This is a genomic window from Nonomuraea gerenzanensis (genome assembly GCF_020215645.1).
Lineage (GTDB): Bacteria > Actinomycetota > Actinomycetes > Streptosporangiales > Streptosporangiaceae > Nonomuraea > Nonomuraea gerenzanensis.
In genome coordinates, this window is sequence record NZ_CP084058.1 from 3,297,766 (window position 1) to 3,322,440 (window position 24,675).

Here is a 24,675-nt window from a genome sequence, read left to right on the forward strand (position 1 = left end):
CTCGGCGTCATCCCGCGCTGGCCGCCAAGGGCCGGCGGCGCGAGGGCCGCGACGAACGAGCGAGATCGCGACAGTGAAGGTAAGACGGCGCCGCGATCCGACACCAATCAATCAGACCATGACGCAGTTCTTTGTGCGCACCTACAACGAGCACCGAACCGCACAGAGTAGGAGCAAGAAGATGAACGACACCAAGCAGTCGGCCGAAGACCTGGCGATCCTCGAGCAACTCAACAACGATTATGTCCACTCCGACCAGTTCAACGATGTCAAGCGCTTCAGCGAGTTCCTTGCCGAGGACTTCATCGTGCAGCTTCCGGGAATCACCCGTGACCGTGCCGAGTTCCTCGACTACATCGCCGAGCCGCGCCCCTTCGAGGATCTCGCCGTGCACGACGTCAACATCCGCATCCTCAGCGACGTTGCGCTGATCCACGGCCGGAGCACCTACACCATGCTCGCGGATGGAGCGAAGCAGGAAGCTCTGTATACGGACACGTACCAGAAGCGTGAGGGGACCTGGGTCTGTGTCTCCGCCTGCGCGATCGCTCCGGGCGCCTGACGGTGCCTGCGAAGCTCCTGGTCGCGACGTGGCAACAAGCCGAGACCGTACGGTGAGCCGCCCCTCATGATCCTCTCCGACATGCCCGGCTGCTCCGGACGGTGGAACACTTCCCGAGGACTCATCCGAGAAGGCCCACCGCACGATCCCGGCTACGTCGCCGTGCGCACCGCGCAACCTCCAGAAGCGCTGGCATGGTCCGGAAAGAGGAACACGGCTCGATGCGACACGTGACCCCAGCGACCAGCCTGGGCGGCCGGGACACCAGGCTCCGGCTGGCGTTCGTTTCCGCGGTGGTCTCCCTGATGGCCGTATTTGCCGCAGTGGGCTCGACGATCCCGCTGTTCAACATTTACCGAGCCGAGGACGGACTCACCACCGCCGGGATCTCGCTGACCCTCGTCGCCTACTCCGCCGCTACTCTCAGCACCCTGCTGACGCTGGGACGAGTGTCCAATCATGCAGGCCGGCGGCCCACCGCGATCGTCAGCCTCGGACTGCTCGTACTGGGTTGTCTGCTGCTTCTGAACGTGCACGACCTCGGCATCCTGATCGCCGGCCGGTTCCTGATGGGTCTTGGCGCCGGGCTGGCGAGCAGCAGCCTCACCGCCTACATCGTCGATGCCGCACCGACCAGGCCGACCTGGCTGGCCTCCGTTGCCTCCAGCCAGACAGTCATGCTCGGACTGGCCGTCGGTGCCATCGCCTCCGGAGCGTTGGTTCAGTTCGGCCCCTGGCCACGCAACCTCATCTACCTGATTGTCGTCGGTCTGTTGCTGCTGTCCGCCGCACTCGTCGCCATCAGCTCGGATACCGTGACCCCGGCGCCGGGCGGTTGGCGGTCTCTGCGGCCCAGCGTTCGCGTACCGGTCCGAGTCAGGCATCTGCTCCCCGTCGCGGCCGCGGTGTTCCTGGCCACCTGGGCGACCGGGGCGTTCTACCAGACCCTCGTGCCCGCACTGGTCGAAGATCAACTTCATACCGACAGCCCGCTCGTCCTCGGACTGGTGTTCGCCGCTTACATGGGCCCCAGCGCTCTGGGCGCTCCCCTGGGAAGCCGTTTCCCGCCGGCCACGGCTCAACGCATCGGCATGATCGCCTTCCTGGCCGGATGGATCGGCGTGATCACAGCGATTACCACCGGCGCACTGCCATTGTTCATCGCCGCCACCATCGTCGCCGGGGCCGCTCAAGGCATCGCCATCAGCGCCGCCACCCGTGGCCTTCTCTACGGCAGCAGGCTGACCGACCGGGCCCCGATCTTCGCCGTGGTCTATCTCCTCAGCTACAGCGGTGCGACCATCCCCAGCCTCATCTCCGCACAGCTCTCCAGCGTGTTCTCAGTGCCGCACCTCACGCTCGGATACGGAGCACTCGCGCTCATCGCCACCCTGCTCACCGTCATCGCCGTCCGCAACCCGCACGCTGGCACGATCAGCCAGCCCTCTGAGTGATCATGACAATGTGATGTACCGGTACAGCAGGTTCTGGCTGCCGGTGCAGCCGAACTCTTTGATCTCGGCGGGCATCTACTACGTACTGGGGCCAATCGCCTACCGGCGCAGGGCAGACCTGACGAAGGCTGATCCGCGCCGTGCACCTCAGGCACCGCGAGCCGTGCAACCGCTTCGAACGCCTCCTGCAACAAGTGACCCGGACGTGGCGCTGCACTACTGGGACTGGACGCAGGACCCGCGCGCCGCCGACGACGGCAACGGCGGCTCGGTGGACCTGACGGCCGATGCCTTCTTCGGCACCGCCGGCGGCCTGGTGCAGGGCATTCTGGCGGCGCTGCACAACGGCGACCAGGTTCAGGGCAGCCGCGACCAGACAGGCGACCCCGCCGACCCGCCCCCCGGCCATCAAACGGTTCTGCGATCCCGGCGCGCCGGGCGTGAACCCCGATGTCACGATCGTCACCAGGATGGCCCACTCCGGTGGCCGGCCTCTACCGGGTGCGCCTGCGCGCGAGCGGAACGTCGCTGCGCGGCGAGCCCTTCACCCGGGGAGAACTACGCACGATCCCCATGTGGAATCGCGTCGACGACCGGATCCGGACGGGAGACGGACGCGCGTAAGACACGGACCTGGCCGGCACCGCGTGTGCCGGCCAGGTCCGTGATCACTGCCCGACCGGCACCGCAGACGGGGCGGCGGCCTGCTCGACGCGTTCGGTGAGCTCGGTGGTGGTGAGCATCTGGCGGAGATCTCCAGGCCGATGCCGGCTTCCCTGGCGCGCAGGATCACCCGCGATCCGGTAGAGGTCGTCGCGGCTGTAGCGGCGGCGATCGCCCTCCGCGCGGGCCGGGGCCAGTAGCCCCATCGCCTCCCGATGGCGGAGCACGTGCGGCGCGAGCCCGAACTGGGCTGCGACGTCGCCGATGGCCATCACCGGATTTGACTTCATGTCGGCATTAAGTCGCATGGTGGCGTACATGTCCAACGACACAGAACTCATCAAGCTGCTCGACCTCGCCGACGCCCTCCCGGCAGCCGCCATGCTGCGCGCCCGATCGTACGAACTGCTCAGGCTCCAGCCCGGAGACACCGCCGTGGACGTGGGCTGCGGCGCGGGCCGGGCGGTGGCCGAGCTCAACGACAGGAGGGTCACGGCGGTCGGCGTGGACGTCAGCGAAGAGATGATCACGGTTGCCCGGCGGCGCTGGCCCGATGCCGACTTCCGCGTCGGCGACGCCTACCGGCTTCCCCTGGGCGACCACGAGGTGGCTGGATACCGGGCGGACAAGGTCTTCCACGAACTCGGCGACCCGGCCCGGGCCTTGACCGAGGCCGCCCGCGTGCTGGTCCCCGGCGGCCGGATCGTGCTCATCGGGCAGGACTGGGACACCTTCGTCATCGACTCCGATCAGCCCGCCCTCACCCGGACCATCGTGCAGGCCCGCGCGGACCTGACCGCCAGCCCGCGCGCTGCCCGCGGCTACCGCAACCTGCTGCTGGACGGCGGATTCGGCGAGGTGGAGGTGGAGGTGCACGTCGGGGTTTTCACTGGCAAGACGATGCTCGGCATGCTGACCGGCATCGCGCAGGCTGTGCACGCGGCCGGGATCATCACCCGGGAGCAGTGTGACGCCTGGACGGGCGAGCAGGCGCGACGAGCGGAGCAGGATCGGCTGTTCCTCGCGCTGCCGCTGTTCCTCGCCTCCGCCACCCGGACGGATGGTCATTCGTCAAGCGGCTGATGGGGGCGGGGCAGGGTGGTGAGCAGGCCGACCAGGGCGTCGAAGGTCCAGCCCCGCCAGCGCGCCCGGCTCCAGCCGCGGCTGTGGTGAACAGCTCGGTGGCCGCCGCGATGATGCGGGCGCGGGTCGATCTGGTCCGCGCCGCCCTCCCGTCCTCCTTCTCGGAGGTACGGCCGCTGTCGTGTCGTCCTGCGCTCACGGCTTGACTATAGCGGCACTACGAAAACATTCTTGTAGTGTGACTACGAAGAGAGCGGGAAGCGGTGGTGTCGTCCTGATCCTCGGCGGATACGGCGCGGTCGGCCGCGAGGCCGCGCTGGCCCTGTCAGGACGTCCCGGCACGCGGGTGATCGTCGCCGGCCGCCATCCCGGCCGGGCCCGGCCCCTTCCCGGCGTGACACCGGTACGCGTGGACGCCGCCGACCCCGCCGGCCTGGCCAGAGCTCTGGAGGGCGTCACGACGGTGCTCATGTGCGCCGAGACCGGCGACGCCTCCGTCGCCCGCGCCTGCCTGGAGCGCGGCATCGGCTACGTCGACGTGTCGGCCTCCCACGACGTGCTGGCCTCGATCGAGGAGCTGGACGACCTCGCCACGGCACACGGCACGACCGCCGCCCTGAGCGCCGGCCTCGTCCCCGGCGTCACCAACCTGCTGGCCCGCGTGGTCGCCGAGCGGTCACTGGGCAGCGACCTGCGCATCGGCGTGCTGCTCGGCTCGGGGGAGCAGCACGGCTCCGCGGCGATCGCCTGGACGCTCGACGGGCTCGGCGTGCTCGAAGGATCGTGGACGATGGCCTTCCCCGAGCCGTACGGAACCCGTACCGTGCATCGCTTCCCCTTCTCCGACCAGTACACGCTGCCCCGCACGATCGCCGTGCCGGCCGCCCGCACGGGCCTGTGCCTCGACTCCCGCCTGTTCACCACGCTGTTTGCCGCCGCCCGGCAGCCCGCCGTCGCAGGGCTGCTGCGCCGTCCCCGCACACGAGAGCTGCTGCTCAAGGCGCTGACGAAGATCCACCTCGGCGGTGAAGGGTTCGCCGTGACGGTCAACGCCGGGGCGGCTCAGGCGTCGTTCAGCGGGCGCTCGCAGAGTCGTGCAACTGGACGCGCAGCCGCGCTGCTCGTCCGCCACCTGCCGGGGCTGCCGGCCGGCGTGCGCCACATCGAGCAACTGGTGGACCCGATCGCCTTCCTGACCGAGCTGGCCGCCGACGGGTACGTCCTCGACGTTGATGGCTGAATCGCTCGGCAGGCCAACCTGTCAGCCGGGGTCGAGCCAGCCGAGCCGGGCCGCCCGCACGCCTGCCTGGAACCGGCTGCTCGCGCCCAGTACCGCCGTCAGCTCGCTGACCAGCCGGGTGATGGTCCGCGTCGAAACGCCCATGCTGCGCGCGATGGCGGAGTCCTTCGCCCCCGCGGCGAGCATGCGGAGAACCGCGAGCTGCTGCTCGGTGAGCGACACGCCATCGGCTGACCGTGGAACGTCCTCGGGCTCCGAGGCCGTCGTCCAGCAGTAGTCGTAGATCGCCGCCAGGGACCTCACCACGCCGCCGCCGCGAATCAGCACGGTGCCGGCCTGTAGCGACTCCGGATCGGCTTGGACCACGGCGGTGTGACGGTCGTAGATGAGCATGCGCGTGGGGATCACGGGCGTGACGCGCACCTCGATGCCGCATCTGCGCCATTCGCCCATGAACTCACGGATCAGCGGGTTCGACATGGCGATCTGCGCGTGCAGAGCGCGCAACCGTACGCCGTTGCGGGCGGTGGTCTCGCTACGGGCCAGGCCCGCCTCCAGCGACTCGCGGGTCCACGGCGCGACCGGATGCATGCCGAGCACTTCGTGTTCAGCCTGTTCGGCCAGCTCGTCAATGCGCTCGGACAGGTGTTCGCGGCGGTCGGGCCAGGGGAAGAACTCCACATGCGCGTGGTTGTCCGCCGGTCCGGACATGCCGAGATAATGCTTCGCCAGCGAAGCCGTCTTGACATGCTGCTCGACCAGGCTGTCGAGCAGCCGATGGCTGCTCTGCAGGCTCCGGTTGAGCGCGGTGGCGACGTCGGCGGCGGTCTGCGTCTCAGGATTCAGCAGCTGGAGCCGGACGAGCTGGGAGCGAGCGCGGTCGATGTCCGCCGCCGCCAGGCGCAGCTGCTCGGCGGCCTCGGGCAACGACTCTCCTCGGTCCCGCATGCGGGCGTACAAGGAACGCGCCACACTGTCATCCGCAGCAAGCGGCCCCCCGTCCACCACCGAACTCCCTTCCTGGCGCTGGTTCAACGCTGAACAGTGACATATCCGGCCCTTTGTGGCAAAAGGTTCCGGTTTCCGCCATGTCGCGTTTCGGAAGCGTCTGATACCTCCACGCCGGTACTTCTGTGCAGCACGATCTGTGCTGACGCGGCGCAGTACTCGCCGTGAAGCAGAAGGAGGAATCCAATGATCACTGTTGCCTACAGCCTCGTCGCCTACCGCATCACCGGCCTGTCCCCAGAGACCTGTGATCACTGCCTGGCCGCCATCAAGTCGGAGCTCATCCAGGTGCCAGGAGTCGTCGGTGTGGAGGTCGATCCGGCTGCGGGGCGGGTGAGCGTCCTGACTGACGGCCCTGTCGGCGAGGAACAGGTCCGCGTGGCCGTGGAAGCCGCCGGTTGCGCCGTCGCGGACTCCTGAGGGTTTGGGCACCGGGTCCACCGGCACCGTTCTGGTGGACCCACTTCAGTCGCCGACTCTGACCCTACTAGGGAACCTTGCAGATCAGGGCTACGGCGACGACACGCGTGCATGGTGCTGTGCCACACCAGGATCGGTGCGGCCGGGGCGTGCTGGTGGCGTGGTGCTGTGTTGCCCGGTCATGTTGGTCGGCCGCGGCGGGTGGGCGTCATAGGGTGGTCGCATGGTGAAGGCCGCCTCACGACAGTCCGTGCCCGTCCGGCGAGCCGACGCCGAGCGCAACATCGCGGCCATCCTCGCAGCGGCTACGCGCCTGCTGAGCTCCGACCCGGCCGCCAGTGTCGCGGCCATCGCCAAGGCCGCCGGGGTGGGACGAGTGACCCTGTACGGGCACTTCCCGTCGCGTGAGGCGCTGGTGGAGGCGGTGCTGAACCACGTGATCGGCGCTGCGGACGCGGCGCTGGAGGACCCGGCGCTGGAGACCGTGCCGGCGCCGGAGGCCATGGCGGCCCTGCTGCGTTCGTCGTGGGAGATCCTCGACCAGCACCGCCGGCTTTTCGTGGCCGCCGATCGGACGATGGCGACCGAGCGGATCAGGCAGCACCATGACCGGCCTCTGCGCCGGGTGGAACGGCTCATCGAGCGCGGGCGGCGTAACGGTGACTTCCGCACCGACCTGCCGCTTTCCTGGCTGGTGTCGATGTTCTTCTCACTCGTGCACGGCGCCGCTCAGGAGCGCGAGGCGGGCCGGCTGGCTCCCGAGGACGTGGAGCGCGTGCTGATCACCAGCATGCTGTCGCTACTGACGGACGGCGTGCCCGCCTCTTCCTGAAACTCGTCATGCCCTACCGGGGTATCCGCATGCGTGCTAACTTGAACATCACTGTTCGAGTTAAGGGGTTCTGGATGATAGAAACCAAGTCTCCGCACGCGTCTGCGCCTGCTGGCGGATGGACCGTGCTGGTGCTGCTGTGCCTGGCCCAGTTCATGCTGATCGTGGACATCACCGTGGTTCAGGTCGCGCTGCCCGCGATCGGCACGGACCTGGCGCTCGGCCGCGAGGCGCTGACCTGGGTGGTGACCACGTACACGCTGTGCTTCGGCGGCCTGATGGTGCTCGGCGGGCGGCTGGCCGACGCGCTCGGCGCGCGCCGGACGCTGCTCGCCGGGCTGGGGCTGTTCACGGCGGCCTCACTGCTGTGCGGGCTGGCCGCCACCGGCCCAGCACTGCTGGCCGGGCGGGCGCTGCAAGGGGTGGGGGCCGCGCTGCTCAGCCCCGCCGCCCTGGCCGTGATCACCGCCACCTTCCACGGCCCGCGGCGCGGGCGGGCGCTCGGTGTGTGGGCCGCCATCGGCGGCACGGGAGCGGCCCTGGGGGTGCTGCTCGGCGGCATCCTGACCGCCGGCCCGGGCTGGACCTGGGCGTTCTTCGTGAACGTGCCCATCGGACTGCTCGTGCTCGCCGCCATCCCCGCCGTCGTGCCCGCCACGCGGGGACGGGCGGAGCCGGTCGACGTGCCCGGGGCGCTGATCGTCACGGCCGCGACGGCGCTGCTGATCTACGGGCTCGTCACCGCGGGCGACGCCGGCTGGGGCGCGGCCGGCACGGTGCTGCCGCTGACCGGCGCGGGGCTGCTCTACGCGCTGTTCGTGCTGGTGGAGCGGTCGGTACGGGCTCCGCTCATGCGCGCCGCCACCCTGGCCAGGCGGCCGGTCATCTCCGGCACGTTTGTCATGCTCGTCGCCACCGGGCTCATGCTGGGCCTGTTCTTCCTCAGCTCGCTCTATTTGCAGCGGGTGATGGGGTTCGGCCCGCTGCGGACCGGGCTGCTGTTCCTGCCCGTGGCGATCGCCATCACGATCGGCGCCCAGGCGGGCGGGCACCTGATCGGCAGGCTCGGCGGGCGGCCGGTGGCGGTGGCCTCGTTCGTGCTGACGGCGGCGGGCGCGGCGCTGATGACCCGCATCTCACCGGACGCCGACCCGTACCTGACGCTGCTGCCCGGATTCGTCCTGGCGGCGCTCGGCATCGGGCCGGCGTTCGTCACCGCCACCACGACGACCATGGCCAACATCCCGCCCGGCGAGAACGGCGTCGCCTCCGGCGTCATCAACACCTTCCACGAGCTCGGCGGCTCGATCGGCGTGGCGGTCGTCTCGACCGTGGCCGCGGCGAGCCTGGCGCCCGGCGGCGCGGGCGGCGTCGGCGGGTTCGTCTCCGGGCTGACACTCTGCGCGGTGGTGGCCGGCGTCGCGGCGGTCGTGTCACTCGGCCTGGTCCCGCCGGGCCGGCCCGCTGCGGCCTTCGTCGGGCACGGCCATGGGCACTGAGGCGCATGGGCACTGAGGCGCATGGGCACTGAGGCGCATGGGCACTGAGGCGCATGGGCACTGAGGCGCATGGACACTGAGGCGCATGGGCACTGAGGCGTCGAGAGCATGGCCGCCGCGCCTCGATGCGGGTAGCGACGGGTGTCAGCGGGCCTCGGTCGTGCCGTAGGCGAGCCATCCCAGGTCACGGAAGCCGGCGGCCTCCGCCACGGCGGCGGAGGCCAGGTTGACGGGATCGTGCATGTCGGTGGGCAGGGCGCCTTCGTCCAGCACACGCCTGGCCGCCTGTGCGACGAGCCTGCGCGCCAGACCGCGGCCGCGTGCCGGGGGAGCGGTCACGACGGCCAGCTCGTGCCCGTAGGCGTCGTGCCGCTTGATGCCCACCCCCGCCAGATGCTCTCCTGTCGCGGGGTCCGTGGCCGCCAGGACCTCCCCGTCGAACGGCAGCAACCAGTCCGGCACGCCGGGCGCGTCGGCGGGCACCCATTCGCCGGCGTCGGGCAAGGATTCCGGGCGGGTGGTCCAGCGGTAGACGGCGGTGAACCAGCCGCGTTCAGGGAAGCCCACCAGGTTAGGGATCATCGGTCCCACGAGGTCGAGATCCCCGTCCTTCGCGTACTGCTTGCTCACGCTCGCGGCGGCGTGCGGCGGGACCGACAACACCCCGCCCTCAGGGCTCGACACTCCGAGGGCGGGGTGCAGCTTGCCGTCCCAGCCGGGCCGCTCCCGTGCCGGCGAGCCGATGACGTCCAGCTTGATAGTCGTGGGCCAGCCGCCCAGCCAATGAGACAGCTGCCGAACCAGCAAGCGCTCCATCGTCATTCCCTTCTTGTACCCTAGGGGGGTATGGTACATCGATGGCACTGAGGAGGACACGTGAGACGTTTCGCCCCGCTTGAGCCCGCGACCGCGCCCGGCAGGTCGAAGGAGCTGCTGCAGGACATCCTGGACAGAAGAGGCAGTGTGGGAGAGATGGCCGCCACCATGGCGCACTCCCCGGCGCTGCTAGAGGGCTATCTGAACCTGTCCCGCGCCATGAAACGGGTCAAGCTGCCGCGGGCCCTCAGCGAGAAGGTCTCGCTCGCCGTCCAGGAGTGGATCGGATGCGGCACCTGCATACAGGCGCACATCGAGGCCGGGCGCGCGGCCGGGCTCAGCGAGGCCGACATCGCGCTGGCGCGGCAGGGCACGGCCGCCGACGCCAGGGAGGCGGCCCTGATCGCCGTGGCCGTCCGCGTGCTGGCCGAGCCGTCCTCCCTCACGGACGCCGACGTCGCCGAGCTGCGGGCGCGCGGGTGGAGCGACCGGATCATCGCAGAGATCGTCGGCGTGGTCGCCCTGAACCTCCTGACCGGCGCTTTCAATCTTCTGGTGGGCTTGCAGCCGGAGGAACGCACCGCATAGCCGCCATTGAGCGGCAGGTTGGCCCTGGAGGTGGACGCGCCAGGGGCTTGAAAGAGGTGCTTGCCGTGGAGGCCAGGTGTTGAGTCAGGGGGCGAGACGCCGGTGACACCCCTGGTGGCGGGGTTGTTCACTCTGACAACGGGTCCGGCAAGTCACGGCTCCTGGCTAGCGCTTGATACCGGGCAGGGGTATTTTCGGAGAAGTTGACGTGTGGGAGGCGTGCAGCATGAGTGACGCATTCGGGAGGCCCGACGAGGCTCAGGTGGAGGGGTTCGTCGCGGACGGATACGGCAAGGTACGCGAGGTCTTCCAGAAGCTCGTCCACGACGGCCGGGAGACGGGGGCCGGCGTGTCGGTCTGGCGCGACGGGCAGGAGGTCGTCCGCCTGAGCGCGGGGTGGGCCGACGCCGCGCGGCGCCGTCCCTGGCACGGCGGCACGCTGGTCCAGCCGTACTCGCTGTCGAAGTCCTTCGTGACCCTCGCGGCCCTGGTGGCGGTGCGCGACGGCCTACTGGCACTCGACGAGCCGGTGGCCAGGTACTGGCCCGAGTACGGGGTCAGGGGCAAGGACCGGACGACGCTGCGCCACGTTCTCACCCACCGGGCGGGCCAGCCGCGGTTCCCGGCGGAGGCGGCCGGCCTCGACCTGCTCGACGACGCCGGGCTGCGCGAGAGCCTGGCCCAGGCGGCGCCCGAGTACGTGCCGGGAACGTCGCTCGGCGAGCACGCGCTGACCTACGGGCATCTGGTGGACGGCATCCTGCGCGCGGGCGCCGGCACCACGCTGGGGGAGACGTTCATTGACCTCACGCGGCAGCTCAGGCAGGCCCGCGGCCCTCTGTCGTGGGCCCGCCTCATCGTGGTGGCGAAGTGATCAGTGAGTTGCCTCCGGCGTCAGAGTTCATGACCTCTGACGGGGAAGGCGGTCCGCGGGTCGCGGTTGCGACGTACTACCCGGCTGGCCGTGGCCGAGTCGCGATCGAGCTCCCGGGCGATCGTACCCAGAGGGTTCCCGGCTCGGGGCGGATCGGCCATGACGATGCACTCTTCTTCCGAAGGAACCGTGGCGAGATGGCGTCGTCTCGGGCTGCTCGGTGATCGGTGGGCAGAAGCGCTCACGCCCGGCTCGGCCGACGATCTTCCTTCCGTACCTTCAGCGGGTGCCGGTCTTTGCGGTTGATGCCGAGTTCCCCGGCACGCAGCCGAGTTGCTCATCCCCTGCGCCATGAGGTGACGGTATTGATCAAGTCTGTCCGTGAGAGGGGCGGGTCCAAGCTTTACGGCCATCCGGCGCACCTTGGCCAAAGCAACACCCCACAGGGTCAAGTGCTGCGATCACCTCTAGAACTTCTAGAACCCAAGTCGCCAAACCGGCCCAAGGACTCGTGCCAACAACCAGAGCGGCCGGGTTCGACCCGGTACGTGTTGCCGCCGGGGAAGCGGATCTGCGCTTGGGAGCCTGCGGGGACGTCGGCCGAGATGGTCAGGTGGCCGTCCTGGACGTGCCAACTGACGGTGATCCTTCCCTGAGGGCTGTCGAACGTGCCTTCCGCCCACGTGATCGACTCATGGAGCACGGGCGCGACGACGAAGGACTCCCAGGCGACGGAGCCGGGCGCCTGGGACAGGCCGAGGGTGTGGGTGTGCAGGAAGCGGACGACTGCGCCCTTGCTGTAGTGGTTGAGGGAGGCGGTGGCGGTGCCGTGCTCGTCGACGCCGTCCCAGTCCTCCCAGATGGTGGTGGCGCCCCGGTCGAGCATGCCCAGCCAGGAGGGGGAGGTGCGCCGGCGCAGCAGCCGGTAGGCGACGTCGGCGTGGCCGGTGTCGGCGAGGACGGGGAGCAGGTCCGCGGTGGACAGGAAGCCGGTGGTGAGATGGCCGCCGGCCGCGTCGATGAGGTCCACGAGGTGGCGCGCGGCTTTGCCACGCAGGTTCTCGGGCACGAGGCCGAAGGCGAGGGCCCGGACGTAGCTTGCCTGGCTGCCCGCCTTGGTGCGGCCGTCGGCGTCGAGGAACTCAGTCTGCCAGGCGTGGCGCACCTGCTCGGCCGTGGCGTCGTAGCGGGCGGCGTCGTCGGTGTGGCCGAGCACCCGCGCGGCGGCGGCGAGGGTGCGGGTGGATCGGTAGAGGTAGGCGGTGCCGACCTCGCCCTTGTCGGCGCTGTACCAGGCGATGGGGTCGCTCATGACGGGGTCGATGAGGGAGCCGTCGGCGGCCCGCTGCTTGGGTTCGGCCCATTCGCCCCAGTGGAAGGAGCCGTCCCACAGGTACTGCTCGTGGGGGAGGCTTCCGGTGCGGGAGGGGTGAGCTGAGGTGCGGGCGGTCGTGAGCGCCCACTCGACCCAGCGGCGCATGGCCGGCCAGTTCTCGGTGAGGGCGGCGGTGTCGCCGTAGGTCTCGTAGAGCACCCAGGGGACGTGGACGATGGCGTCGCCCCAGCCCGCCGAGCCGGTGATCGCCTCCGCCATCGGGTCGGCGCGGGTCTTCAGCCGGTTGGCGTCGGGGGAGGAGTTGACCACGCGGCCGTCGGGGAGTTGGTCGTCGCGGACCGAGCGCAGCCACTTGCGGCTGAAGCCGTCCACGTCGAACAGGCGGGCGGCGGTCGCGGCGAAGATCTGGTAGTCGCCGGTCCAGCCGAGGCGTTCGCGGGTGGGGCAGTCGGTCGGGATGTCGACGGCGTTGCCGCGGAAGCTCCAGCGGGCCGCCTCGTGCAGCCGGTTGAGGTCGTCGTCGCTGCAGGCGAAGGTGGCCGTGGGGCGCAGGTCGGTGTGGACGGCCCGCATGGTGATGCTCGCCGGGTCGATGGTGCGGTTCAGCCTGGCGTAGCGGAAGCCGTGCACGGTGTGCCGGGGCTCGAACACCTCGCCGGGCCGGCCGGCGGAGACGACCTCGTCGCGCTGCACGAACGGGATCGGCTGCTCGCCCGGCTTCTGGCTGTCGAGGTGGGAGGTGGTCAGGTCGCCGGTGGGGGAGAGGTGTTCGCCGTGGTCGATCACGGTGCGGGTGCCGGCCGGGCCGAGGTCGGCCAGGCTGATCCAGCCGGAGGCGTTCTGGCCGAAGTCCACCACGCAGCCCCCGTTGTCCAGAGGGGTCACCGAGCGCGGGGCGAGGTCCTCGACGCGGCGCACGGGCGGCGCGGGTGACCAGCCGATCGGCGGCGCGGTGACCGCGTCCACAAGGACGGGACGGGGTTCGCCCGGCGGGGCGGTGAAGTCGGTCGTCTGGCCGTCCATGAGGTCGGCCGCCACGACGGGGCCGCGGCGCGCGGTCCAGCTCCCGTCCGTGACCGCCACCGTCTCGGTGCCGTCGGCGTGGCGGACGTGGAGCTGGAGCCGCGCGGCGGTGATCGTGCCCCAGCACTCGCGCTTGCGCCAGGTGCCGACGCCGCCCCGGTACCAGCCGTCCGACAGCACGATCTCCAGGTCGTTGACGCCGCCGCGCAGCAGTGCCGTGACGTCCATGGCCTGGGCGTACAGCGTGTCGCCGTACGACGTCCAGCCCGGGGTCAGCTCGGCCGTTCCGGCCCGCGTGCCGTTGACGAAGGCCTCGTAGACGCCGAGCGCGGTCGCGTACAGCCGGGCCTCGGTGATGTCGCCCCGCAGCTCCGCGCGGCCGGAGAGCACGCAGGGCGAGGCGACGTCCTCAGGGGGCGAGATCCAGCGCGCCGACCAGTCGCGGTCCAGCAGGCCCGACTCGAACGCGTGCCACGGCGACCATCGCGACGACGAGCCGCCCAGGTGCGTGCGCACCCGCCAGGTGACGTGCTGCCGGCCGCGCAGCGGCGGCAACGGCCACGCCACGAACAGGTGCCGCGCCGAGGTGACGTGATCGAGCGTCGGCTCGGCGCCGTCCACGCTGATCTGCAGGTCGTAACCGTCCTGACCGCTCCACTCGCGCGGCAGCTTCCACGACAGCCGGGGCGCCGGGTCGCAGACCGGGAATTGGTCCCCGCCGCTGTCGATGCGCAGGTCGTAAGGCGATTGGCTGATCATGTTCTCTTTCTGCCTGGATTTACCTGACGGACTTGACCTTGAGGAGGATGAGCAGGCCGCCGGCCAGGGCGAGCACGGCTCCGGTGAGGTAGAGCAGGGTGTAGTTCCGCTCCGCGCCGGTCATGCCGGCGGTGATGATGAACGGGGCGGCGAGCGGGGCGATCGCGCTGGGGATCTTCTGCGCGAACGCGACCACCGCCATGTACCGGCCCGCCTGCGCCCGGTCGGGCAGCACCGCGAAGACGATCGCCTGGTCCACGGCGGCGAACACGGCGATGGCGAGCTGCATCAGCACCGCGCCCGCGATCAGCGGCGGCAACGAGTACGCGAACGCGTCGACGCACGCCCCGGCGACGAACAGCAGCGAGCCGATGAACGTGAACAGCTTGCGCCGCCGGAGCTTGTCGGACAGGAAGCCGCCGGCCAGCGCGCCCACGGACGCCGCCACGACGCCCAGGATCCCGATGGACGCCACCACCCCGGCGACCTCCTTGACGGGCAGGTCGAGGCGCTGGGCGTAGAAGAAGGTGCCGAACGTGGTGTTGAAGTACAGGCCCATGAAGAAGATGAAGCGACCGAGCCAGTTCCACCCGAAGTCCGGATATTTCCTGGGATTGAAGACGAAGCTGGCGAACAGCTCCCTCGCACTGACGCCGGTGGAGCGGACGAGCTCGTACGAGCTGCCCTCCGACTTCAGGAGCGGCAGCAGGACGATCATCACGAAGCCGATCAGCCCCGGCACCATGAACACCAGGAACGTGCTCGACGAGACCGCGTAGGCGACGCCGATGCCGATCACCGGGGCGATCTGCGTCGTCAGGCCGGTCAGCGCCGACACCCGGCCGCGCTGCTCCTCGGGGACGTGGTCGGCCTGCAGCGTCTGGATCGCTCCACCCGCCACCGACCAGCCGATCATCCCGAACACCCAGCCCAGCCCGATCAGCGGCACGGTCGGCGCGACGGCCACGACCGCCAGCGCGGCCAGGCCGAGCACCGACCCGGCCACCATGAAGGGCGCCCGCCGCCCGTACCGCGACCTGGTGCGGTCGCTCCACATGCCGATCAGCGGGCTGAGCACGAGGTAGACGAGCTGCGCGGCGCCGGTGACGTAGCCCAGCACCTCCTCCTGCCCCGGCGCGATCTCTGAGATGCGCACCGCGAGCGCGTACGTCAGCGGCACCATGAGCGCGATCGACGCCCCGAAACCGGCGGTCATCAGCAGCGCGAGGTAGCCCGCGCCGATGCGCTGCAGCGGCGGCGCCGCGAGGTCCGCCTGGTCGGCGCCGGGCGCGGTCACGGGCCGGGAGGCCGCGGCGTCCACGGCGAGGGCATCACTGTCCGGTCGTTCTTCGGCCACTGGGGCTCCTCAGGGGTTGGGGTGGTGCTCTCGGCGCGCAGGCCCCACGAAATGCAGCGCGCGTTTCAGAAGATCTCTAGCGGTCGCGTCGATGCGCGACTCCCCCGCACAAGGCAAAAGTAACCACAGTGGAAACTTTTTAGCAATACTAGAATCCGGATCAATCGCCGCCGAGGGCGCGACAGCAGACGGAGGACGTGCGTGGCCGCTGAACAGGGCAAGGAACCCGCAAGGCGCCGGCGGGGCCAGAACGCCGCCACTCCGGCCCGGCGCGCGCAGATCGTCCGGGCCGCACTGGAGGGCTTCGCCCAGCACGGCTACGAGCGGGCGTCCCTGCGGGACATCGCCGCCCGGGCGGGCGTGACGCACGCCGCGCTGCTGCGGCACTTCTCCGGCAAGGACGAGCTGCTCCTGGCCGCCCTGGCCCAGCGGGAGGCGGACGAGGAGAGGCTGGCCGAGGAGATCATCCGGTCCGGGCTGAAGGGAGGCAGCGTGCTGGGCGCGGTGCTGCGCGAGGAGTTCGGCAACCCCGGCTACCAGCGCAACTGGCTGGCGCTGTCGATCGCGGCGACCGACCCGGCGCATCCCGCGCACGAGTTCTTCGTCACCCGGCGCGAGCGCATGCGCACCCGCTTCAACAGCAGCCCGCTGCCCACCTCGCGCGACAGCGCCTACCTGTCGGCCGACGAGAAGGTCACGCTGGTGCTGGCCATGGTCGACGGCCTGCGCATCCAGGCCCTGCTGGACCCGTCCCGCGACCCCCTGCGGCTCCTGGAGGTCTTCATGAAGCTGGTAGTCAGCCCGGAGGAGGGCGGTCTGGACGCCGCGGAGGCACGTTAAGCTACACCTGCAAGAAAACTTGCAGGTGTAGTTTTTCGAAGGGCAGGATGCGTCGTGGCCACCAGCGAGAACACCGACCGGCGCGTGCGCCGCACCCGGTCCGCCCTGGCCGGAGCCCTGATCGAGCTGGCCGAGGAACGGGACCTGTCCCGCATCAGTGTCTCGGACGTGGCCGAGGGCGCGGGGGTGAGCCGCTCGGCCTTCTACGATCACTACCGCGACGTCCACGAGCTGGCCGAGGACGCCTGCACCGCCATGATCGACGACCTGATCGAGTCCCTGCCCGGCCCCGCCCTCGACTCGGCGGACCTGGTCCGGGAGGCGATCGCGTCGCTGACGGCGTTCTTCGGCAGCCTGGCCGGGCACGCCGGCCTGTACCGCGCGCTGCTCGGCTCGCAGGGCAGCGCGCGCGTCGCCGGGCACATCCGCCGCCGCGTCGCCGTGGTCATTCATGACCGGCTGCGGCAGGCCGACGCCGGCGAGTGGCCGGAGCGCGTCCCGCACGACGTGACGGCGGCGTTCACCGCCGGCGCGCTGCTCGGGGTGGCCATGGACTGGCTGGAGCGCGGCTGCTCCCGCCCGGCGGCCGAGATGGCCGAACTGACCTGGCCGCTGCTGAACGCCCAGTACCGCGTCAGCGCGAGCCGGATCTGATTTCTTATTTCAAGGAGATATTTCATGTCCACTGCTGATGTGTCGGGCAAGTCCCTTGCCGAGCTGGTTTCGCTGAAGGGGCGGCGCGCGGTCGTCACGGGCGGCGGCCGCGGCCTGGGCAAGGCCATCGCCGCACGCCTGGCCGAGGCGGGGGCCGACCTGCTGATCGGCGACCTCGACGAGGGGCTGGCGGTCGCGGCGGCCAAGGAGCTGGCCGGGCGGCACGGGGTGCGCGCGATCGGCGCCGCCATGGACGTCACCGACGCGGCGGCCGTCTCCGCCGCCGCCGACCGCGCGGTCGCCGAGCTGGGCGGCCTGGAGGTGTGGGTGAACAACGCGGGCATCTTCCCGGCCGTTCCCCTGCTGGAGATGACCGAGGAGACGTGGGACCAGGTGTTCGCCGTGAACGCGCGCGGCGTGTTCGTCGGCGCGCGCGAGGCCGCCCGCCGCATGTCGGCGGCCGGCGCGGGCGGCGTCATCGTCAACATCGTCTCCACCGCCGGCTTCCGCGGCAGCGCCCCCGGCCTGGCCGCCTACGTCGGCTCCAAGCACGCCGCCCGCGGCCTCACCCGTGAGCTGGCCCTCGAACTCGCCCCGATGGGCATCCGCGTGCTCGGGGTCGCGCCGAGCTTCGTCCCCACGGAGGGCAACATGGCGATGGCCGCGGCCGCCGGCGTGAACCTCGCCGACCTCCCGCCGACCGACCTCATGCTGAACAGCCCGATCGGCCGGGTCGGCACGCCGGACGACATCGCGCGCGTCGCGCTGTTCTGCGCCTCGGACCTGTCGGCGTTCATGACCGGCAGCACCCTGCTGGCCGACGGCGGCGACACCGCCTGACCCGCCCGCCCACGCCCGGGGTGGCCCGCACCGCCCCCGGGCTCCGCTACCGCGGGTTCGCGGGCTTCCGGCCGGCGAGCGGCTTCCAGCGAGCCCGCAGCGCGTGGGCGGCGGCCTTGGGGCGGCGGTCGCGGGTGAAGACGCCCTTCTTGTTGCCGTCCACGCGGTGGATGCCGTGGGCGGTCTGGAAGTCGGCGAAGTTCCATACGTGCTCGCCCACGAACGCCTCGATCCGGTCGAAGACACGGTGGTGCATCTCCAGGTAGGCCTGCTGGTACTCCTCGGTCCACGGCGTGTCCCAGACCGAGTGCAGACCGGGCTGGGTGTCGGCGCCGTACTCGCTCATCATGACCGGCTTGCCGAACCTCTCCGCCCAGCCGCGCAGGTCGCGCTCCAGGTAGACCTCGGCGGTGGCCAGGTCGCCGGTGGCGATGTACCAGCCGTAGTAGCGGTTGACGCACACGACGTCGAACAGGTCGGCGATGCGGTCGTTGTCGTGCGTGGCGAACATGACCGCGGAGGAGGTCACCGGGCGGGTCGGGTCGAGCTTGCGGGTCAGCGCGACCAGCGGCTCGAAGTACTCGCGCGCGCCCTCCTCGTTGGAAGCGGGCTCGTTGGCGATGCACCACATGACCACGCTCGGATGGTTCTTGTCGCGGGCGACCAGTTCCCGGATGGCTTGGGCGTGCGCCTCCCGGGTGGCCTCGCCGAACGTCTCCGGCGAGAACGTGGGCCGGGGCGGGGCGCCGGTCAGGCCGGAGGCGACGGCCAGGTTGAGGCCGACGGCGGCGGTCTCGTCGATGACGACGATGCCGTGCCGGTCGGCGAACTCCATGACCTCCTCGGCGTACGGGTAGTGGGAGGTGCGGAAGGAGTTGGCGCCGATCCAGTCCATGAGCTGGAAGTCGTGCACGAGGTAGGCGTCGTCGTGGCCCTTGCCGCGTACGGGCGTGTCCTCGTGCCTGCCGAAGCCGGTGAAGTAGAACGGCTCGCCGTTGATGAGGAACTCGGTGCCCCGTACCTCGACGGTCCGCACGCCGAACGGCTGCGGGTAGGAGTCGCCGTCGAGCTCGGCGACCAGCTCGTACAGGTAGGGCGCGCCGGGCCGCCACAGGACGACGTCCTCGATGCGCAGGGTGCCGGTGGCGCCTTCGCCCGCCGCGACCTGTGTGCCGGCGGCGTCGAGCACGCGCACCCGGACCGGCGCGGGTTCGCTGGTCTCCACCGTGTACCGTACCGTTCCGTCGAGGTCGGTGACGATGGTGATGTCCTGGACGTGCACGGGCGGGCGGCTGTAGAGCCAGACCGAGCGGGCCAGCCCGGCGTAGTTGTAGAAGTCGTGCAGGTAGGTCTGTCTCCTGCGCCCGCCGGCGGTGACGGTGATCGTCCCCGGCGGGATCGTGGTCTCGGTCAGCTCGTTGCCGACCGCGGCGGTGAGGCGGAACTCCTGCCCGGCGCGTACATGCTCGGTGATGTCGGCCTCGAACGGCGTGTAGCCGCCGCTGTGCTCGGCCACCAGCACGTCACCGACGTAGACGCGGCCGTGGTGGGTGGCGGCGTCGAGCCGCAGCATGATCCGCTCGCCCGCCCAGCCGCGCGGCACGCGGACCTGGCGCTGGTACCACACCCAGCCGACGTGGTCGCGGATGGCGGGGTCGGTGAACAGGTCGTTGTAGCTGGCCGGGACCGCCGCCTCCAGGGTGGTGTCCAGCGGGCCGGGGCCGCCGTCCAGGGCGAAGCGCCACAGACCGTCGAGGTTGACCAGCTCGCGGGTGGAGGTGGAGCGGGGCTTGAGCATCAGACCTCCCCGCGCCGGGCGACCTCGCCGAGCCAGGCCAGGCTGGGTTTCGGGTGGCGCTCGAACGTCTCCCGGTCCACGGCGATGAGGCCGAAGGTCGGCTCCCAGTGGCCCCACTCGAAGTTGTCCAGCGCGCTCCAGTGCAGGTAGCCGCGCACGTCAACGCCGTCGTCCATGGCGGCGAACAGGTGGCCGAGCGCCTCGGAGGTGTAGGCGATGCGCCGGGTGTCGTCGGCGGTGGCGATACCGTTCTCGGTGACGAGGATCGGGGTGCGGCCGGTCACCTCCCAGGCGTGCCGGACGGCGATGCCCAGTGCGTCGGGCCGGTAGGCGTTGCCGACCTGGGTGTTGTCCGGGCTTTGCGGGTGCGGGACGACGCCGTTCTCGTCCACGGCCTGGCTGGAGTAGGACTGCACGCCGATGAAGTCGTCCCCGCGGGCCGCCTCCAGGTAGAGGTCCTCGCGGACCTGGCGCACCTCGCGCAGCCTGGCCTCGTTGCCGGGGGTCGCGGTGAGCGCCTGGCAGGCCACCGTCCAGCCGACGGCCGCCCCCGTACGCTCCTTCAGCACCTCGCGGGCGGCGTGGTGCGCCTCGGCCAGCCGGACGCCGATCTTCGGGTCGGGGTCGGGCAGCACCGGCCGGGCGGCGCCCTCGACGGTGGGGCTCATCCAGTCCTCGGTGGACCGCTGGGCCTGCGCGTCGCGGGCCATGCCGATCATGAGGGCGAGCATGTTGGGCTCGTTGATCGTGCACACCCACGCGACGCCGTCCAGAATGCTCGCGGCCTCGCTCACGTAACGCCGGAAGCGCTCGATCGCCTCCTCGCCCAGCCAGCCGCCGGACTCGGCGAACCAGCGCGGGTTGGTGAAGTGGTGCAGGGTGACGACGGGGGTCAGGCCCAGGTCGAGCGCGGTGTCGATCATGCGGCGGTAGTGGGCGAGCTCGGCGCGGGAGAACTCGCCGGGGACCGGCTCGACGCGGGCCCATTCGATGCCGAAGCGGTAGGCGTTGAGCCCGGCCTCGGCCAGCAGGCGCATGTCCTCGGCGTAGCGGTGGTAGCTGTCGATGGCGTCGCCGCTGCGCTGCATGCCGGGCATCGCCTGTTCGAGCTGCCACCAGTCGCTGTTGACGTTGTTGCCTTCGATCTGGTGCGGGGCGGTCGCCGCGCCCCAGAGGAAACCGGAGGGGGTTTTGGGCATGGTTGAGTTCCTTGCTCGAGAGCATGGGGGTGACGCTGGTGGCACGCTAGCATGAAAACCGAATCGCGTTACTAATTTGAAGGGACGTCCATGACGGCACCACCCGGCAACCGCGGCCCGTACGCGAAGACCGCAGCGGTACGGCGCCGCGTCCTCGAAGCCTGCGTGGAGGCCTTCGGCGAGACCGGCTTCTACGGCGCGACCATGAAGGACCTCGCCAAGCGCGCCGGCATCAGCCACACCGGCCTGCTGCATCATTTCCCGCGCAAGGAGGACCTGCTGCTCGGTGTGCTGGCGCTGCGCGACGAACGCGGCACCGAGTTCCTGCAGTCGGCCAAGGTTCTGGACCCGGCGGCCGACCCCGTCGAGATCCTCGAAGGCATGATCGCCGTCATCGTGGACAACGAGCTCCAGCCGGGCCTCATGGAGCTGCACTGCGTCGTGTCGGGCGAGGCGACCTCGCCCGACCACCCCGCGCACGCCTACTACGCCGAGCGCTACCGCAACCTGCGCCGCTTCTACGCCGAGACCTTCACCGCGCTCGCCGAGCGCGGGCTGCCCCCGTCGATCGACCCGGAGACCCTGGCCACCATGACGGTCTCGCTCATCAACGGGCTGCAGGCGCAGTGGCTGTTCGACCGCGACACGGTGAGGGTCGAGCCCGCGATCCGCCGGTTCTTCCGCGCGGTCATCCCGGGGTTGCCTGGAGAGGCCGACCTTGGTGGCGAGGGATACCCCTCGGACGGACGCGGGTGAGGAGGGGGCTCGCCTACTTGATCGCGCCTGCTCCGATGCCCTTCACGATGTGCCGCTGCGCCATCAGATAGAAGATCACCACAGGCACGATCGAGATGGTCGTGGCGGCTAGGAGGATCTGCTGCTGCGGCGTCTCGGCGGAGGAGAAGGCGGTCAGACCGCGCTGGACCGGCATGAGGGAGTTGTCGTCGAACAGGACGAGCGCCATGAGGTATTCATTCCAGGCACCCAGCCCCTGGATGACCGCCACGGCGGCGAGGCCGGGGCGGGCCAGCGGGAGGATCACGCTCCAGAAGACGCGCAGCGGGCCGGCGCCGTCCAGCGTGGCCGCCTCCTCCAGCGCAGCTGGTTGGCCGACGAAGAAGCTGCGCATGATGAGCGTCGACATCGGAATGCCCGAGGTGATGAGAATCAGGACATAACCCACGGGGTTGTTCGTCAGGTTCAGCGAGATGAGCAGTTTGTACTGCGCGAGGAACATGGCGGGCGCCGGGATGATCATCACGGCGAGGATGATGAACGTGAACACGCCCTTGCCGGCGAAGTCGAGCCGTGCGAGCGCGTACCCGGCGAGGCTGGACACCAGCAGGATGCCGACGACCGCGGAGCCGGTGTAGAGCACGCTGTTGCGCAGGTAGACGCCGAGGTCACCCTGCACCCACGCGGTCACGTAGTTGTGCCACTGCGGGTCGGCGGGCAGAAAGCTGTCATTGGCGAGCAGCTCCGTGAGGCTCTGCAGAGAGCCGGACAACATCCACAGCAGGGGGAACAGCGCGATCAGCGCGGCGACGCCGAGCAGCCCGTACAGGCCCAGCTTGTGGATCGATGTCTTGCCGCTCATACGCGGGACCTCCGCCTCGTGATCGCGAGCTGGAGCACCGACAACAGCACGAGCGCGCCGCCAAAAATGACCGACATCGCCGCGGCGCTGCCGTAGCGCCAGTTGACGAACGCCTCGTTGTAGATCGCGAGGGTCGGCACCATCGTGTGGTTGCCCGGCCCGCCGTTGGTCAGCACCTGCACGGTCCCGAAGATCTGGAGTGCGGCCAGCAGTGTGAGCAGGCTGACGATCGAGGTGACCGGGGCGAGCTGCGGCCACGTGATGTACCTGAACCGCTCCCAGCGGTTCGCGCCGTCGAGCTCGGCGGCCTCGTACAGCTCCTTCGGCACGTCCTGCAGTCCGGCGAGGAAGAGCAGGAAGCCGAACCCCCAGTGAAACCAGACGAACACCGCCGCCACGACGGGCAGCGCGACGGCCGGATCGCCGAGCCAGTTCTGCCCGTCCAGGCCCACCAGGCCGAGCAGCCGGTTCAGCACGCCCGACCCGGGCGCCAGGATGAAGGAGAACAGCAGGCCGACGACGACCACCGACAACACGCCCGGCAAGTAGAAGACGGTGCGGAAGAACGTCTTGCCGCGGGTGACGCTGTTGACGGCCAGTGCCATGCCCAGGGCGACCCCGTTGCCGACGATGAACCCGACGACACCGAAGAAGACGACGTTGCGCATCGACGCCCAGAAGATCGGATCGGAGGCGACGAAGGCGTAGTTGTCGAACCCCACCCAGGGGGTGTCGGGGCTGACGCCGTCCCAGGACTGGAAGCTCAGCAGGATCGCCTGCCCGAACGGCGTGATCGTGAAGACGCCGATGAGCGCGATGGCCGGTGCCAGGAACGACCAGCCGATCAGGTTGCGCCGGAGTGCGCGCTTCCCGCGCGGCGTCCGGGAGGGACGCCGCGCGGGAAGCACAAGCTGCCGCGTCGTCATGACGTGCGGTCCTGCGCCGCCTGGATGGTGGTCAGCGCCTCGTCCACCGTCGTCTCACCCAGCACCAGACGCTGGGACTCCGTCCTGATCGCGGTGTTCACGTCCGGAGTGAAGGTCGTCGACATGACCTGCATGTCCTTCACGCCGGAGGCGAACCCCGCGAGCTGGGCGGGAATGTCCGCGCCGGCCAGGAGCTCCGGGTTGCTGGGCAGGATGCGGGCGTCCTTGGCGAACACCGCCTGCTGTGCGGGCTCGGTCAGCCACTTGACGAACGCGAGGGCCTCCTTGGCGTGCTTGCCCCTCGGGTTGATCACCGCGCCCTTGCCAGGGATGCCCGGCGAGCGCGGGTTGTGGATGCCGCCAGGAGCCTTGGGCAGGCCGGTGGAGAAGTAGTCCTCGAATTCCGGGTTCGTCCGCAGGCCCACCGAGACGCCGGGGGCGGCGTCGAAGATCGCGCCCATCGACTTGGTGAAGAAGGCGGACTCCACGTTCGGGTGGTCGTCCTGGCCGCCGGGGATGGAGTCGTTAGCAAGGACACCGGCCTTCTTCAGGTCGAGCAGGAATTGGAAGGCGTTGCGCCAGCCGTCCTGCTTCCAGCTCGCCTTTCCGTTGAGGGTCGCCGCGATCTCGTCGTCGGTCAGCCAGTTCGAGGCGAGACCCTGGATGACGTTGGGCGTCTGCGAAGCCGCGATGGCGAACTTCGCCTTCTTCGCGGCGAGCGCGTCGATGAACTCGGTCGTCGTCGCGGGCGGCTTGTCTGCCGAGACGCCGGTCAGCGCGGGGTTGATGAGGAAGCCGTACGTCTGGGTCTCCCAGTGAACCGCGTAGGTGCCGGGCTTGACCCCGAGGTTGTTGCCCTCCTGGAACGCCGACATCTTGAGCACGGCGGGGCTGAAGCTCTTGCTCCACCCGGCGTTCAGCTCGGCGGTGAGGTCCATCGCCCAGCCGGCCTTGTAGAACGGCGCCATCTGGGTCGCGTCGAACGACGAATAGACGTCGGGCATGGACCGGGACTGCGCCTTCGCCTGCAGCTTGGGCAGGTAGTCGGCCGGTCCGGGTGAGTCGATGGTGATTTTGACGCCGGTCTTCTGGGTGTACTGCTGCGCGAGTTTGGTGAGCGCGGCCTCCTGCCCGCGCGACTGGTTCATGAAGGTCAGCTCGACGGCCCCGGTGGTGGCGGGTTCGTCGGACGGCGAGCAGCCCGCGAGGGCGAGTGCCCCGACGACCGCCAGTGATGCGGCCACGATGGTGGAACGGCGACGGGCGCCGCGTGCTGTGGTGTTTGTACCCATGGTTCTCGCCTTCGG

General features: G+C 70.2%; 23 protein-coding genes and 1 pseudogene. 13 read left to right on the plus strand and 11 right to left on the minus strand.

The features are described from left to right. Positions 1–181: 181 nt before the first annotated feature. Together LCN96_RS15725 and LCN96_RS15730 are read left to right on the plus strand one after the other, a co-directional pair. Positions 182–562, plus strand: coding sequence for a nuclear transport factor 2 family protein (locus LCN96_RS15725; RefSeq protein WP_225273368.1), 381 nt, complete (start codon positions 182–184; stop codon positions 560–562). Between the two features lie 194 nt (positions 563–756). Then, entirely contained in the window at positions 757–2,016 is a 1,260-nt protein-coding gene (locus LCN96_RS15730) for an MFS transporter (RefSeq protein ID WP_225273369.1), read from the plus strand. A gap of 668 nt (positions 2,017–2,684) precedes the next feature. On the opposite strand, the gene LCN96_RS15735 is transcribed toward LCN96_RS15730, so the two are convergent. Further along, on the minus strand, positions 2,685–2,951 hold the full coding sequence (locus LCN96_RS15735) for a MerR family transcriptional regulator (protein WP_225273370.1): 267 nt from the start codon (positions 2,949–2,951) through the stop codon (positions 2,685–2,687). On the opposite strand from LCN96_RS15735, the gene LCN96_RS15740 reads away from it, so the two are divergent. Beyond that, on the plus strand, positions 2,944–3,762 hold the full coding sequence (locus LCN96_RS15740; protein ID WP_225273371.1) for a methyltransferase domain-containing protein: 819 nt from the start codon (positions 2,944–2,946) through the stop codon (positions 3,760–3,762). The two genes, LCN96_RS15735 and LCN96_RS15740, sit on opposite strands and share 8 nt — an antisense overlap. Positions 3,763–4,000: 238 nt before the next feature. Beyond that, positions 4,001–5,002 (plus strand): saccharopine dehydrogenase family protein, encoded by a 1,002-nt coding sequence (locus LCN96_RS15745; RefSeq protein WP_225273372.1) that lies wholly within the window; start codon positions 4,001–4,003, stop codon positions 5,000–5,002. Between the two features lie 21 nt (positions 5,003–5,023). On the opposite strand, the gene LCN96_RS15750 is transcribed toward LCN96_RS15745, so the two are convergent. Next, positions 5,024–5,929, minus strand: coding sequence for a helix-turn-helix transcriptional regulator (locus tag LCN96_RS15750; RefSeq protein ID WP_225273373.1), 906 nt, complete (start codon positions 5,927–5,929; stop codon positions 5,024–5,026). A 267-nt stretch (positions 5,930–6,196) separates the two neighbouring features. On the opposite strand from LCN96_RS15750, the gene LCN96_RS15755 reads away from it, so the two are divergent. From LCN96_RS15755 to LCN96_RS15765, 3 genes are all read left to right on the plus strand, one after another. Then, the gene (locus LCN96_RS15755) at positions 6,197–6,430 is read left to right on the plus strand and encodes a heavy-metal-associated domain-containing protein (protein ID WP_225273374.1); all 234 of its coding nucleotides are present in this window, start codon (positions 6,197–6,199) and stop codon (positions 6,428–6,430) included. Between the two features lie 223 nt (positions 6,431–6,653). After that, a complete protein-coding gene (locus LCN96_RS15760) occupies positions 6,654–7,262 on the plus strand; it encodes a TetR/AcrR family transcriptional regulator (protein ID WP_225273375.1) in 609 nt (202 codons plus the stop codon). 125 nt (positions 7,263–7,387) lie between these two features. Then, positions 7,388–8,761, plus strand: coding sequence for an MFS transporter (locus tag LCN96_RS15765; protein ID WP_225273376.1), 1,374 nt, complete (start codon positions 7,388–7,390; stop codon positions 8,759–8,761). A 144-nt stretch (positions 8,762–8,905) separates the two neighbouring features. On the opposite strand, the gene LCN96_RS15770 is transcribed toward LCN96_RS15765, so the two are convergent. Beyond that, entirely contained in the window at positions 8,906–9,577 is a 672-nt protein-coding gene (locus tag LCN96_RS15770; protein ID WP_225273377.1) for a GNAT family N-acetyltransferase, read from the minus strand. A gap of 60 nt (positions 9,578–9,637) precedes the next feature. On the opposite strand from LCN96_RS15770, the gene LCN96_RS15775 reads away from it, so the two are divergent. After that, complete coding sequence (locus tag LCN96_RS15775) at positions 9,638–10,165, plus strand: carboxymuconolactone decarboxylase family protein (RefSeq protein WP_225273378.1); 528 nt, start codon at positions 9,638–9,640, stop codon at positions 10,163–10,165. 226 nt (positions 10,166–10,391) lie between these two features. Further along, positions 10,392–11,039, plus strand: a complete 648-nt coding sequence (locus tag LCN96_RS15780; RefSeq protein ID WP_225273379.1) for a serine hydrolase domain-containing protein — start codon at positions 10,392–10,394, stop codon at positions 11,037–11,039. A 50-nt stretch (positions 11,040–11,089) separates the two neighbouring features. Here the strand turns inward: LCN96_RS15780 and LCN96_RS57645 are convergent. The 3 genes and pseudogenes from LCN96_RS57645 to LCN96_RS15790 all read right to left on the minus strand — a co-directional run. Continuing rightward, a pseudogene (locus tag LCN96_RS57645) lies at positions 11,090–11,392 on the minus strand (IS30 family transposase); the annotation flags it as partial. Positions 11,393–11,487: 95 nt separating this feature from the next. After that, positions 11,488–14,157, minus strand: coding sequence for a family 78 glycoside hydrolase catalytic domain (locus LCN96_RS15785; protein ID WP_225273380.1), 2,670 nt, complete (start codon positions 14,155–14,157; stop codon positions 11,488–11,490). 19 nt (positions 14,158–14,176) lie between these two features. Then, the gene (locus LCN96_RS15790) at positions 14,177–15,514 is read right to left on the minus strand and encodes an MFS transporter (RefSeq protein ID WP_225273381.1); all 1,338 of its coding nucleotides are present in this window, start codon (positions 15,512–15,514) and stop codon (positions 14,177–14,179) included. Positions 15,515–15,715: 201 nt separating this feature from the next. On the opposite strand from LCN96_RS15790, the gene LCN96_RS15795 reads away from it, so the two are divergent. From LCN96_RS15795 to LCN96_RS15805, 3 genes are read left to right on the plus strand one after another with little or no spacing between them, the layout of a single operon-like run. Further along, positions 15,716–16,354: a TetR/AcrR family transcriptional regulator gene (locus tag LCN96_RS15795; protein ID WP_225273382.1), complete on the plus strand. Its 639-nt coding sequence runs from the start codon at positions 15,716–15,718 to the stop codon at positions 16,352–16,354. A gap of 54 nt (positions 16,355–16,408) precedes the next feature. Beyond that, on the plus strand, positions 16,409–17,008 hold the full coding sequence (locus tag LCN96_RS15800; protein WP_225273383.1) for a TetR/AcrR family transcriptional regulator: 600 nt from the start codon (positions 16,409–16,411) through the stop codon (positions 17,006–17,008). A gap of 24 nt (positions 17,009–17,032) precedes the next feature. Next, positions 17,033–17,848: an SDR family NAD(P)-dependent oxidoreductase gene (locus LCN96_RS15805; protein ID WP_225273384.1), complete on the plus strand. Its 816-nt coding sequence runs from the start codon at positions 17,033–17,035 to the stop codon at positions 17,846–17,848. A gap of 46 nt (positions 17,849–17,894) precedes the next feature. Here the strand turns inward: LCN96_RS15805 and uidA are convergent, their stop codons facing one another. Together uidA and LCN96_RS15815 are read right to left on the minus strand one after the other, a co-directional pair. Continuing rightward, positions 17,895–19,646 (minus strand): beta-glucuronidase, encoded by a 1,752-nt coding sequence (gene uidA, locus LCN96_RS15810; protein ID WP_225273385.1) that lies wholly within the window; start codon positions 19,644–19,646, stop codon positions 17,895–17,897. After that, on the minus strand, positions 19,646–20,845 hold the full coding sequence (locus tag LCN96_RS15815; RefSeq protein ID WP_225273386.1) for a glycoside hydrolase family 1 protein: 1,200 nt from the start codon (positions 20,843–20,845) through the stop codon (positions 19,646–19,648). The genes uidA and LCN96_RS15815 overlap by 1 nt, the downstream gene beginning before the upstream one ends. A 90-nt stretch (positions 20,846–20,935) precedes the next feature. On the opposite strand from LCN96_RS15815, the gene LCN96_RS15820 reads away from it, so the two are divergent. Then, positions 20,936–21,601, plus strand: a complete 666-nt coding sequence (locus LCN96_RS15820; RefSeq protein WP_225273387.1) for a TetR/AcrR family transcriptional regulator — start codon at positions 20,936–20,938, stop codon at positions 21,599–21,601. A 13-nt stretch (positions 21,602–21,614) separates the two neighbouring features. On the opposite strand, the gene LCN96_RS15825 is transcribed toward LCN96_RS15820, so the two are convergent. The 3 genes from LCN96_RS15825 to LCN96_RS15835 are packed head-to-tail and all read right to left on the minus strand — an operon-like array spanning position 21,615 to position 24,660. Further along, entirely contained in the window at positions 21,615–22,442 is an 828-nt protein-coding gene (locus tag LCN96_RS15825) for a carbohydrate ABC transporter permease (protein ID WP_225273388.1), read from the minus strand. Continuing rightward, positions 22,439–23,368, minus strand: coding sequence for a carbohydrate ABC transporter permease (locus tag LCN96_RS15830; protein WP_225273389.1), 930 nt, complete (start codon positions 23,366–23,368; stop codon positions 22,439–22,441). The genes LCN96_RS15825 and LCN96_RS15830 overlap by 4 nt, the downstream gene beginning before the upstream one ends. Further along, entirely contained in the window at positions 23,365–24,660 is a 1,296-nt protein-coding gene (locus LCN96_RS15835) for an ABC transporter substrate-binding protein (protein WP_225273390.1), read from the minus strand. Before LCN96_RS15835 ends, LCN96_RS15830 begins: the two co-directional genes overlap by 4 nt. Positions 24,661–24,675 lie beyond the last annotated feature (15 nt).